The following is a 12,200-nucleotide window of genomic DNA, read 5'->3' as shown; positions in this document are numbered from 1 at the left end:
GCGTATTCCACAACGTCCTCGGCGCCGCCCTCACCCGAACAGCCCTGGCGTTGCAAGCGCGCAGGCCGGTCGTCCGTCCGTTGGCTGCCCCGGTCAGCCGGTCATTCTTCCGTTGGCTGCTCCGGTGAGCTGGTCGTCTGTCCGTTGGCTGCTGCGGTGAGCTGGTCGTCTGTCCGTTGGCTGCTGCGGTGAGCTGGTCGTCTGTCCGTTGGCTGCCCCGGTGAGCTGGTCGTCTGTCCGTAGGCTGCCCCGGTCAGTCGGTCGCCCGTCCGTAGGCTGCCCCGGTCAGCCCGTCGATGACGCCGTCCCCTCGGTAGGCGGCATCGTTCCCCGTCCGGTTGATTTCGCCGGACCTGGCTTGGTCGAGATGACCGGTGGTTCGCTCGCATGCGGCTGTCCACCGCGAGTTCGGTGTGACTCACCGACGGCATGCGCTCTGTCGGTCACCGCGGCCGGTCGATGAGCGGCGGCAGGCCGGTTCACCGCTTCCGGCCCGTCGACCGCCGCCATCCTGTCCACTTCGAACCCGGGGCAGGACCTCCTCGGCGGTGATCGGAGACCGGCATCGACCGACACGATTACTAGGATGATCTCGTGAACGAACCGGGCCCGAGATTCGCTGTCGCGTTCGTGCGTAGTGTCGCCGTGCTTGCCCCGGAAGCCGATGCGCAGGTGGCATGGCTTGAAAATATTGGCGCCGCTCCGTCGGCTGAAGAGCTCGCACTGGAGTTCGACGACGGTTTCCGGCTGGCGCCGACCTTCGTCGAGCGCCGCTGGCTGAACGACACGGCGATGCCGGCATCGACTCTGCTCGATGATCAGCTCGGTGCGATGAGCGGTGACCCGAACGCGAGTCTGTGGCACATCGATGCCCTGGCCGATCGTGCGGAATGGGATCGCGTCAGGAAGCTGGCAGAAGCGGCGCTGATTCTCTTGACCTGAACCGCCTACCGCTCTCGGCACGAGCCCGCGCCGGGCCGCATCACCGCCGCGCGGGAACCGGGCGGCCAGCGACCGGGCATCAACGCACTCCACCGAGAATGAGAACGACAACCTCGTCCTCTCGACCCTACCGCCATGTGCCCTCGATCAGGGCGCCGAATGGGTCAATCGCGACATGGATCCCTTCTCGCCAGTTTCCGGCTATTGTTTCAATTCTATTCATCGCGGTGACACGGTTCTCAATGCGCTGGTTAAAAAGGATGGCATGATCATCCGCTTACACTTCGCGATCGGGTCGCGGAAAAATCTATTCATGGGGCAGGGATCGCTGTTCAGTAGGACGCAGATCGCGGAGATGCGTGATCCGGCGAAGGCGCGCAATTATTCTCCCGAGAGGGAGGAGTTTCGTCGCATACAACAGCGGCGTCGCGCTTTCGGCCTCGAGCGCCGCCACGCCGAAAAGCTTCGCCGCCTCCGCGGCAACAACGCCGCCTCGCCGACCCCCGCCGGCCCGGGCCGTCCCGCTGTGCCTACCGCATCCGCCGCGCAGCCGGTCGTTCCCGCTGTGCGGCCGCAGCCTCCCGCCCGGCGCGCACCGGACGGTCGGAGGCCGTCCACCGCAGCCAGGTCCCCCCACGCATCCGCAACCGCACCACCCAGGCCGAGGTCACTCCACAGGCCGAGCGCTGTGATCTCGCCGTCGCACCCGATGGCCGACCCGTCAACGCCTGGCCGTGGGGTTCTGGTTGGTCGTCAGGGTTGTGGCGGTCGGGTTGGAGCGGCGGTCGTGGTCTGTCGTGGGGTTCTGGTTGGTCGTCAGGGTTGTGGCGGCTGGGTTGGAGCGGCGGTCGTGGTCTGTCGTGGGGTTCTGGCTGGTCCTCAGGGCGGTGGCGGTCGGGTTGGAGCAGCGGCCATGGTCAGTCGAGAGTTTCCGGTCGGCAATCAGAGCCGTCGCGGCCGAGCTGGCTCAGCATCCGCGGCCAGCCGAAGAGATCCACACAGGCCCGATGGTCGCGGGCGGAGTCCTGTGTGGGTTTCGGAGCCTCGCCGGAAACCCGGCCCTGGCCCGGTCTTCGGCCCCGGTTCCGACCCTGGCCTGGTTCCGGCCCGGTTTGGTCGCGCCCGGTTTGGTCGCGCCCGGTTTGGTCGCGCCCGGTTTGGTCGCGCCCGGTTTGGTCGCGCCCGGTTTGGTCGCGCCCGGTTTGGTCCCGTCCGGGCTGGTCGCGCCCGGTTTGGTCGCGTCCGGGCTGGTCTCGTCCGGGCTGGTCTCGTCCGGGCTGGTCTCGTCCGGGCTGGTCTCGTCCGGGCTGGTCTCGTCCGGGCTGGTCTCGTCCGGGCTGGTCTCGTCCGGGCTGGTCTCGTCCGGGCTGGTCTCGTCCGGGCTGGTCTCGTCCGGGCTGGTCTCGTCCGGGCTGGTCTCGTCCGGGCTGGTCGCGCCCGGTTTGGTCCCGTCCGGGCTGGTTCCGCCCGAGCTGGTCTCGGCCCCGGTCCCCAGTTGCGTTGGAAAGAGCCCCCGTCACGGCATCCACCGCAACCCTCGACGCCAGAGTCACCGTCGTCGCTCGTGATGTGGGTGCCGCAGTCGGCGTGCCTGTAGCCATCAACGGCACTGGGCGTTCTCAGCCGGCATGGCCCGTAGCGGATGGCCACCCGTTGAAGGCTCTGTCCACGAAACGGTAACCGGATTGTTGGGCACGCCCGCCGAAATGGTTACGGCGTCGCGCTGCCCGGGTGGTTTCCTAATGAGAAATCTGGCCAGAACTCGGTGAAGGGCGGAGAAAATCCCCGCCGTCGGCCTTTTCCCATGTGAGCCGACGCGGGAAGGGCGAAAAATGGGAGCGACCGGGCATCAGCCATTCCCGCTCGGCTGTGAAACGAGACCCGCCGTCTTGGGGATGTTCAGCACTCGGGCGGGGAGGGCGGGGCAAGGCTGGCTGTGCGCTGCGGCTGATGTTGTCCGGCTGGTGCTGAGGGTGCTGTTCGGAGCGGGCGAGCCAGCCATCCGTGTCCCTTTTGCGGCGCCCGTGCCGTGCGTGGAGGTCGGCTGTCGGGCGCGGTCGAGATGACGTCGTCGATCGATGCGGTTGAGTGCCGGTGCGCGGGTCAAGGCGTGAGCTGCGGCGATAGCCGACTTCCGAGTCGGCACTGATGGTCAGCTGGGCAAGGTCAGTGGCTGTCCGGACAGTCCCCGGACGAGCCGTGGCCGGGCGAGGTTCTGGGTGGCTGACGAACGAGGCCGGGAAGTGGGCGGAGAGCTTCGGAAACAGGTGACGCGAGGGGCTATCCGTCGACATCTATGCTGGCGGCGTGACGCTGGTGTGGGTGACGGGCAACTCGGGCGCCGGCAAGTCGACGATATGCGGGATGCTGCGGGTGCGTGGCCACGTCGCGTTCGACGCCGATGAGGACGGCTTCTGCCGCTGGTTCGACCGGGTCACGGGCGAGGTGGTGGTGAATCCGCCGGATCCGGTTCCGGAGGGGTGGCTCGACCGGTTCGGCTGGGCGATCGACCGTCAGCGCGTGCAGAGCCTCGCCGAAGAGTCGCGGTCCGGCGTCGCGTTCCTGTGTGGATCGGCGGAGAACGAGGCGGACGTTCGTGACCTCTTCGACCGCATCGTCTGCCTGGTGATCGACGAATCCACCCTCCGCCATCGGCTCGCCACCCGTACGACGAACAGCTTCGGACGGCATCCCGAGGAGCTCCGGGCGGCGCTGGACTGGAATCCGCGCATGACGGAGCTCTACCAGCCCTACGGGGCGACGATCATCGACGCCACCGGGCCGGTGACCGCGGTGCTGGCCGGAGTGCTCGACGCCGCCGTCGTCCCCCGGAAGGCGCCGTGAAGAAGGGCGGCGCGACATGGAGGGCGGCAACGGCGGCGAGCAGGAGGGCCTGATCACCGGCCGGCGGGCCGGCCACCTGAGCGACATGACCGGCCGCTACGGGAGGGGTCAGGCGGTGACCTTGCCGTCGGTGACCTCGATGTGGCGGTTGGTGGCCACCGCCTCCAGCATGCGGCGGTCGTGGGTGACCAGTAGCAGGGTGCCGGTGTAGGAGGCCAGCGCCGACTCCAGCTGTTCGATGGCCGGCAGGTCCAGGTGGTTGGTGGGCTCGTCGAGGACCAGCAGGTTCACGCCGCGCGCCTGGAGCAGGGCCAGCGCGGCCCGGGTGCGTTCGCCGGGGGAGAGGGTGGCGGCCGGGCGCAGCACGTGGCCGGAGCGGAGGCCGAACTTGGCCAGAAGGGTGCGGACGTCGGCGTCCGGCCAGGTGGGTACGGCCGCGCCGAACGCGACCGCCAGGGGTTCGTCGCCGAGGAACAGGCCGCGGGCCTGGTCGACTTCGCCGATCACCACACCGGGGCCGAGGTGGCGGTCGCCGGTGTCGAGGGGGATCCGGCCCAGCAGGGTGGCCAGCAGCGTGGATTTGCCGGAGCCGTTGGCACCGGTGATGGCGACCCGGTCGGCCCAGTCGATCTGGAGTGTGACCGGGCCGAGAGTGAACGCTCCCCGTCGTACGATCGCCTCGCGAAGGGTGGCCACGACGGCGCCCGCGCGTGGCGCCGCGGCGATCTCCATGCGCAGCTCCCACTCCTTGCGGGGTTCCTCGACCACCTCGAGCCGCTCGATCAGGCGTTCCGTCTGGCGGGCCTTGGCCGCCTGTTTCTCGCTGGTCTCGCCGCGGAACGCCTTGACGTGCTTGTCGTTGTCGGTGGCCTTGCGGCGGGCGTTGCGCACGCCCTTGTCCATCCAGGCGCGCTGGGTGCGGGCGCGTTCGAGCAGGTCCTCCTTCTTGTCGGCGTACTCCTCGTACTGGTCGCGGGCGTGCCGCCGGGCCCGCTCGCGCTCGTCGAGGTAGGAGGCGTAGCCGCCGCCGTAGAGGCGGACCTGCCGCTGGGCCAGGTCGAGTTCGAGGACCTTGGTGACGGTCCGGGTGAGGAATTCGCGGTCGTGGCTGACCACCACGACTCCCGCGCGCAGCCCGGCCACGAACGATTCGAGACGGGCCAGGCCGTCCAGGTCGAGGTCGTTGGTCGGCTCGTCGAGCAGGTAGACGTCGTAGCGGCTGAGCAGCAGCGACGCCATGCCGGCGCGGGCCGCCTGGCCGCCGGAGAGGGCGGTCATCGGCAGGTCCGCGCTGAAGCCGAGGTCGGTCTCGGCGATCCGGTCCTCGAGGTCGGCGCCGCCGAGATCCAGCCAGCGTTCGAGCGCGGCCGAGTACCGGTCGTCGGCGCCGGGTTCTCCCTCGGCGAGTTCGGCGGCGGCGGCGTCCATCGCCGCGTGCGCGGCGGACACCCCGGTGCGCCGGCCCAGGAATTCCCGCACGGTCTCGCCGGCGCGCCGTTCCCGTTCCTGCGGCAGATATCCGACGTTGGCGGTGGGCGGGCTGAGCGAGACGCTTCCGCTCTCGGTGGCGATCAAACCCGCGAGGGTACGAAGGAGCGTGGTCTTCCCCGCCCCGTTGACGCCGACGAGCCCGATCACGTCACCGGGCGCGACCACGAGGTCGAGTGCGTCGAAGAGGGTGCGGTCCCCGTGTCCCGCGGCGAGGTCGCGGGCGATCATTGTGGCGCTCATCAGGCACGATTCTAGGCCCTCCTGGAAATCGACGGATGGCGATACGGTGTGGCGATGCGACTGCTTGCCAGGAGCCTCGCGCTCCTCGTCGTTCTCGCCGGGTCGGCGGTCATCGCCGCGACCCCGGCCCACGCCGCGACCGGCACCCGACCGGTCCACGACTACGCCACCGCGATCCGGGAGCAGGTTTGGGTGCAGGCCCCGGTCGACAGCGACTCGGACGGGCAACCGGACCGGGTCGCCGTGCGGATCATCCGGCCCGCCACCGGCACGAAGGTGCCGGTGATCTTCCAGCCGAGCCCGTACTACGCGGGCCTCAACGACGTGCCCAACCACGACGACATCGACCGCGACGGCAGCCTGTCGTCGCAGCGATCGATCGACGCGAACCGGGCGGAGACCATCACCTTCGCCGGTTATCTGGACAACTACTTCGTGCCGCGCGGCTACGCCGTGGTGTTCGCCGACAGCCTGGGCAGCGGCGGCTCGACCGGCTGCCCCACATCGGGCGGCCGGAACGAGACGCTCGGCATGAAGGCCGTGATCGACTGGCTGAACGGCCGGGCCCCGGCGTTCGACGCGGCCGGCGCCCCGGTGACGGCCGGCTGGACCACCGGCCGGACCGGCATGATCGGCGTCTCCTACAACGGCACCCTGCCGAACGCGGTCGCCGCCACCGGCGTACGCGGCCTGGAGACGATCGTGCCGATCGCCGCGATCTCCAGCTGGTACGACTACTACCGCGGCAACGGCGGGGTGGTGGCGCCCGGCGGATTCCAGGGCGAGGACACCGACGTTCTGGCCAAGGCCGTGCTGACCAGGGAGAATCCCGAGGTCTGCGCGGACGTCATGGCGGACATCGAACGGGAGCAGGACCGGGAGACCGGCGACTACAGCGCCTACTGGGCCGAGCGGGACTACCTGCGGGACGTGCACAAGGTGCGGGCCAGTGTGCTGCTGGTGCACGGGCTGCACGACTTCAACGTACGGACCGGGCAGGCCGGCCAGTGGTGGGACGCGCTGTCGAAGCGGAACGTTCCCCGCAAGATCTGGCTGCACCAGGCCGCGCACACCGACCCGTTCAACATCCGGCGCACCGAGTGGCTGTCCACCCTGCACCGGTGGTTCGACCAGTGGCTCTACCGGATCGACACCGGGATCATGCGGGAGCCGGTCGCCGACGTGGAGACCGCGCCGAACCACTGGGTGACCTCGCGGACCTGGCCGCTGCGGCCCACCTCGTTCCACTTCGGAACGGGCGAGCGGCAGACGTTCACCGACGACACGTCCCGGACCGCCGAGAGCCTGGCGGACGCGCCGGACGCCGCCGACCCGAACCGCATCGCCTACCTGACCGGGCCACTCGCCGCGGAGACCCGGCTCACCGGCACCCCGGAGGTCACGGTCCGGGCCTCGCTGGACGGCGACAGCCCGTACCTGACCGCGCTGCTCGTCGACTACGGGGAGGCGGAACGGTTCGTCCGCACCCGGACGCTCGCCGAGACCGACTGCATCGGGCCGGGCATCGAGGGCGATCCCGGGTGTTTCGCCAAACGGGAGTACGTGACGGCGACGACCCCGTACGAGATCGTCACCCGTGGCTGGATCGATGTGCGTAACCGGTTCTCGCCGGCGCACACCACACCGATCCGCCCCGGGAAGACCTACACCTTCCGCTGGGACCTGCAGACCACCGACCACGTGTTCGCGGCCGGGCACCGGATCGGCCTCGTGCTGATCTCCACCGACCGTGACCACACCCTGCGGTACCCGTCCGGAACCGTGGTCGGCGTCTCCGGCGCCGGCCTGCGGATCAGCTGATCGGGACGGCCGGGCCGCTCACCAGGACCGCCTCGTTCCCGGGAACCAGGCGCACGGTGACGCGGCTCGGCCGGCCCATGTCGTCGCCCTGCCGCAGCAGCAGCTCGGCGGCGGCCGGAACCAGCTCCAGCTCCCGCAGATAGCCACCGAGGGCCGCGGCCGCCGCGCCGGTGGCCGGGTCCTCGTACACCCCGCCGACCGGGAACGGGTCGCGCACGTCGAACGTCTCCGTGGAGTCGCGGAACACCAGCTGCACCGTGGTCCAGTCGCGCGCGGTCATCAGCGCGGTCAGCGCCGGCACGTCGTAGTCCAGCTCGGCGAGGCGCTCGCGGCTGGTCACGGCCAGAATCGGATGGTACGCCCCCGCGTACGCCACCCGCGGCGGCAGCGCCGGATCAAGGTCGCCGGCGTCCCAGCGCAACGCCGTGAGCAGCGCCGCCAGATCCGCCCCGCTCAGGTCGGCGACCCGCGGCCGGACGCTGCTCAGGGTCGCCACCCCGGCCTCGTCGACGGAGACCGGCACGTCACCCGCGTTGGTCGTGAAGACGTGCTCGCCGGGGCCGAGCGCCACCGCGGTCGCCACCGTGGCGTGCCCGCAGAACGGCACCTCGGCGAGCGGGCTGAAATAGCGCACCCGGTAGCGGTCGCCGTCGGCCGCGGTCACGAACGCCGTCTCCGAGAACCCGACCTCGGCCGCGATCCGCTGCATCCGGGCGTCACTGAGCGTGCTCGCGTCCAGGACCACCCCGGCCGGGTTGCCGCCGGCCGGATCGAGGGTGAAGGCCGCGTACCGAAGGATCTCCGTCATGCGACGAGCCTGCCGCGCGGCAGCCGACGGTGACCAGAGCCAATCGCGCGCGCCTGGATGTGTCGGCGCGCACAGTCGATGCCGTCGGATCTCCGGAGTAGCGTTCGTTCGGTGACCTCACCCGCCGATCTGCCCAGCACCGTGGGCGAGCTGCGTGCCACCGGCCACCAGTTCCGTCCGGTGAAAGAAGAGCTCCGCGACAACCTGCTGGCCCGGCTGCGTTCCGGCGAGCCGCGCTTCCCCGGCATCGTCGGCTATGACGACACCGTTCTGCCCGAGGTCGAGCGCGCGCTGCTGGCCGGGCACGACATGGTCCTGCTCGGCGAGCGCGGCCAGGGCAAGACCCGTCTCATCCGGGCGCTCGTGGGCCTGCTCGACGAGTGGACGCCCTACATCGCCGGATCCGAGTTGCACGAGCATCCGTACCATCCGGTCACCCCCGCCTCCCGGCGGCTGGCCGCCGAGGCCGGCGACCTCCTGCCGGTCGCCTGGCTGCACCGCTCCGAACGGTACGGGGAGAAGCTCGCCACCCCGGACACCAGCGTCGGCGACCTGATCGGCGACGTCGACCCGATCAAGGTGGCCGAGGGCCGCGCCCTGGGCGACCCGGAGACCATCCACTTCGGCCTCGTGCCGCGCACCAACCGGGGCATCTTCGCCGTCAACGAGCTGCCCGACCTGGCCGAGCGGATCCAGGTGTCGCTGCTCAACGTGCTGGAGGAACGCGACATCCAAGTCCGCGGCTACCAACTGCGGCTGCCGCTCGACCTGCTGCTGGTGGCGTCGGCCAACCCGGAGGACTACACCAACCGCGGCCGCATCATCACCCCGCTCAAGGACCGGTTCGGCGCGGAGATCCGCACCCACTACCCGGTCGACCTGGAGCTGGAGACCGCCCTGATCCGGCAGGAGGCGGCACTCGTCGCGTCCCTGCCCGACCACCTCGTCGAGGTGCTGGCCCGCTACACCCGGGCGGTCCGCGAGTCGCCGTCGGTGGACGCGCGATCCGGTGTGTCGGCCCGGTTCGCGATCGCCGCGGCCGAGACCGTGGCGGCGTCCGCGCTGCGCCGGGCCGGGCTGCGCGGCGAACGCGAGGCGGTCGCCCGGATCTGCGACGCCGTGTCGGTCACCTCCACGCTGCGCGGCAAGGTCGAGTTCGAGAGCGGCGAGGAGGGCCGGGAGACCGAGATCCTCGGCCACCTGCTGCGGGTCGCCACCGCCGAGACGTTCCGGGCCCGGCTCGCCGGTCTCGACCTGTCCGGCTTCACCGACCTGGTCGCCGAGGGCGCCCTCATCGAGACCGGTGACCTGGTCAGCGCCGAGGAGCTGCTCGGGCAGATCGGGACGGTGCCGGGGCTGGCCAAGGTGCTCGCCCGGCTCGGGCTGGGCGACGCGCCGAGCCCCGGGCAGGCGGCGTCCGGCATCGAGTTCGCGCTGGAAGGGCTGCACCTGACCCGCCGGCTCGCCAAGGAGCTGACCGACGACGGCCGCACCATCTACGGGAGCTGAGGTCCGTGCCCGGCAATGTCTTCCGCTACGGGGCCTGGCGGGACGGGCCCGATCCGCTCGCGCCGCCGTACGACGTACGGGCGGCGGTCGACGCCATGGGCGAGCGGGTCCTGCGCGGCGACAGCCTGCGGGACGCGCTGCGTGACCTCATCCGCAGCGGCCCGCGCGACGGCCGCGGGCTCGACTCCCTGATGGACCGGGCCCGCCGGCTGCGGCGGGAGGCGCTGCGCCGCGGCAACCTCGACGGCACCGTCACCCGGGCCCGGCAGGCGCTGGACCAGGCCCTCGCCGCCGAACGCGACGCGCTCGCCGCCCGCGACGACGACGAGGCCCGCTTCAACGAGGCGATGCTGGACAGCCTGCCCCGCTCGGTGTCGCAGGCGGTCTCCGAACTGTCGGACTATCAGTGGGCGTCACCCGAAGCGCGGCAGATCTACCAGCAGATCCTCGCCGGACTGCGGCAGGAGGTCGTCGCCCAGCGCTTCGCCGGCATGAAACAGGCCCTCCAGGAGGGCGACCTCACCGACGTCTCGGCCATGCTCGACGACCTCAACGACCTGCTCGGCCGGCACGCCCGCGGCGAGGACACCACCGACGCGTTCCGGGACTTCATGGACCGCCACGGCCGGTTCTTCCCGGACGATCCCCGCAACGTCGACGAGCTGATCGACTCGCTGGCCCGGCAGGCCGCCGCCGCGGAACGCCTGATGCGCTCGCTCAGCCCGCAACAGCGCGAGGAGCTGGAGCAGCTGATGCGGCAGGCCCTCGGCGACGGACCGCTGCACGGGCAGCTCGCCCAGCTCACCGACAACCTGCGCACCCTGCGGCCGAACTTAAACTGGGGCCGCGGCGAACGCATGCGCGGCCCCGGCGACCTCGGCTACGGCGACGCGGCGTCGGCGCTCGGCGAGATCGCCGACCTGGACGAGCTGATCGAGCAACTCGGCCAGGACCATCCCGGCGCCACCCTCGACGACGTCGACGTCGAGGCGGTCGAACGCCAACTCGGCCGGGGCGCCGCCGACGACCTGCGGCGGCTCCGCGAACTGGAACGCGAACTGCGCCGCCAGGGCTGGGTCCAGCGCGACGCGGACGGCCTCACCCTCTCCCCGAAGGCGCTGCGCCGCCTCGGCCAGACCGCCCTCTCGGCGATCTTCTCCGACATCGCCGGCCGGCGCGGCGAACACGACATGCGCGACGCCGGCGCCGCCGGTGACCTGATCGGCTCCTCGCGCCGCTGGGAGTTCGGCGACGATCAGCCCCTCGACGTGGTGCGGACCATCGGCAACGCGGTCCGCCGCCGGGCCGCCTCGGCCTCCGCGGCGACCCTTCCGGTCCGCCTGGAGCCGGAAGACTTCGAGATCGCCGAGACCGAACGCCGGGCCTCCGCGGCGGTCGCCCTCTGCGTCGACCTCTCCTATTCGATGTACGCCGACGGCCGCTGGGGCCCGATGAAACAGACCGCCCTGGCCCTGTCCCACCTGGTCGCCACCCGGTTCCCGCAGGACGCGCTCCAGATCGTCGGCTTCGGGAAGTATGCGCAGACCCTCTCCCAGGGCGAGCTGGCCGCCATCGAGCCGACCATCGAGAAGGGCACCAACCTCCAGCACGCCCTCAAGATCGCCGGCCGCCACCTGCGCCGCCACCCCGGCGCCGAACCGGTCGTCCTGGTCGTCACCGACGGTGAACCCACCGCCCACCTGGAGGAGGACGGCGAGGCGGTGTTCTGGTGGCCGCCGCTGCCGGAGACCGTCCAGGCCACCGTCCGCGAGGTCGACCAGCTGACCCGGTACGGCGCCACCCTCAACGTCTTCATGCTCGGCGAGGACGACGGCCTGCGCCGCTTCGTCGGCGCGATCGCCCAGCGCAACGGCGGCCGCGTCTTCAGCCCCGACGCCGCCGACCTGGGCCGCTACGTGATCGACGACTACGTCCGCGCCCGCCGCGGCCGCCACTCCCACTGACCCGGCGGGGCACCCACCGCCCCTCCGCAATTTCGGACAGGCCACCAACCGCCCCTCCGCAATCTCGGACGGGCACCCATTGCTCCGCAACTTCGCAGGGCACCCGCCACCCCTCCGCAATTCGGACGGGCGTCACCGCCTGTCGGCGCGATCTTGGACGGGTGCACACCGCCGCAGGTGGTGAAACGTCCAAGATCGAGGAGGGAGGGGTGTTGAGCAGTAAAGCGCCTCGGACAGGCATTCACCGCCCCTCCGCAATCTCGGACGGGTACCCATTGCTCCGCAACTTCGCAGGGCACCCGCCACCCCTCCGCAATTCGGACGGGCGCCACCGCCTGTCGGCGCGATCTTGGACGGGTGCACACCGCCGCGGGTGGTGAAACGTCCAAGATCGAGGAGGGAGGGGTGTCGAGCAGCAAAGCACCTTGGGCAGGCATTCACCGCCCCTCCGCAATCTCGGACAGGCCACTCACCGCCCCTCCGCAATCTCGGACGGGCACTCATCACTTCGCAACTTCGCAGGGCACCCGCCACCCCTCTGCAATTCGGGCGGGCGCCACCGCCTGTCGGCGCGATCTTGG

At 70.9% G+C, this 12,200-nt stretch carries 8 protein-coding genes; 6 read left to right on the top strand and 2 right to left on the bottom strand.

Features of this window, described 5'->3' with window-relative positions:
* Positions 1-594 precede the first annotated feature (594 nt).
* The 3 genes from J5X75_RS15580 (at position 595) to J5X75_RS15570 (ending at position 3,786) form a co-directional block, all read left to right on the top strand.
* Positions 595-942 carry a hypothetical protein gene (locus J5X75_RS15580; protein ID WP_208468115.1) on the top strand — a complete coding sequence of 116 codons (348 nt, stop codon included), beginning with the start codon at positions 595-597 and terminating at the stop codon, positions 940-942.
* A gap of 1,187 nt (positions 943-2,129) precedes the next feature.
* Positions 2,130-2,510, top strand: coding sequence for a hypothetical protein (locus J5X75_RS15575; RefSeq protein ID WP_238488115.1), 381 nt, complete (start codon positions 2,130-2,132; stop codon positions 2,508-2,510).
* Positions 2,511-3,249: 739 nt separating this feature from the next.
* Complete coding sequence (locus J5X75_RS15570) at positions 3,250-3,786, top strand: P-loop nucleotide/nucleoside kinase family protein (protein ID WP_208468113.1); 537 nt, start codon at positions 3,250-3,252, stop codon at positions 3,784-3,786.
* 108 nt (positions 3,787-3,894) lie between these two features.
* Here the strand turns inward: J5X75_RS15570 and J5X75_RS15565 are convergent, their stop codons facing one another.
* Positions 3,895-5,517 (bottom strand): ABC-F family ATP-binding cassette domain-containing protein, encoded by a 1,623-nt coding sequence (locus tag J5X75_RS15565; RefSeq protein ID WP_208468112.1) that lies wholly within the window; start codon positions 5,515-5,517, stop codon positions 3,895-3,897.
* A 54-nt stretch (positions 5,518-5,571) separates the two neighbouring features.
* Here J5X75_RS15565 and J5X75_RS15560 point away from each other — a divergent pair, with 54 nt between their 5' ends.
* Positions 5,572-7,338, top strand: a complete 1,767-nt coding sequence (locus J5X75_RS15560) for a Xaa-Pro dipeptidyl-peptidase (RefSeq protein WP_208468111.1) — start codon at positions 5,572-5,574, stop codon at positions 7,336-7,338.
* Here the strand turns inward: J5X75_RS15560 and J5X75_RS15555 are convergent.
* On the bottom strand, positions 7,331-8,146 hold the full coding sequence (locus J5X75_RS15555; protein ID WP_208468110.1) for a PhzF family phenazine biosynthesis protein: 816 nt from the start codon (positions 8,144-8,146) through the stop codon (positions 7,331-7,333). The genes J5X75_RS15560 and J5X75_RS15555 overlap by 8 nt on opposite strands.
* A 78-nt stretch (positions 8,147-8,224) precedes the next feature.
* Here J5X75_RS15555 and J5X75_RS15550 point away from each other — a divergent pair, with 78 nt between their 5' ends.
* Positions 8,225-9,655, top strand: coding sequence for a sigma 54-interacting transcriptional regulator (locus J5X75_RS15550; RefSeq protein ID WP_208468109.1), 1,431 nt, complete (start codon positions 8,225-8,227; stop codon positions 9,653-9,655).
* 5 nt (positions 9,656-9,660) lie between these two features.
* Complete coding sequence (locus tag J5X75_RS15545) at positions 9,661-11,619, top strand: VWA domain-containing protein (protein ID WP_208468108.1); 1,959 nt, start codon at positions 9,661-9,663, stop codon at positions 11,617-11,619.
* The last annotated feature ends 581 nt before the right edge of the window (positions 11,620-12,200 follow it).

The organism is Actinoplanes flavus, assembly GCF_017592555.1.
In the GTDB taxonomy this organism is placed as follows: Bacteria; Actinomycetota; Actinomycetes; order Mycobacteriales; family Micromonosporaceae; genus Actinoplanes; species Actinoplanes flavus.
This window is presented reverse-complemented; position numbering and strand designations above follow the sequence as displayed.

Coding starts and splice junctions, on each gene's coding strand:
- J5X75_RS15560 (WP_208468111.1), top strand. CDS start 5,572: ATGCGACTGCTTGCCAGGAGCCTCGCGCTCCTCGTCGTTCTCGCCGGG.
- J5X75_RS15565 (WP_208468112.1), bottom strand. CDS start 5,517: ATGAGCGCCACAATGATCGCCCGCGACCTCGCCGCGGGACACGGGGAC.
- J5X75_RS15555 (WP_208468110.1), bottom strand. CDS start 8,146: ATGACGGAGATCCTTCGGTACGCGGCCTTCACCCTCGATCCGGCCGGC.
- J5X75_RS15550 (WP_208468109.1), top strand. CDS start 8,225: ATGCCGTCGGATCTCCGGAGTAGCGTTCGTTCGGTGACCTCACCCGCC.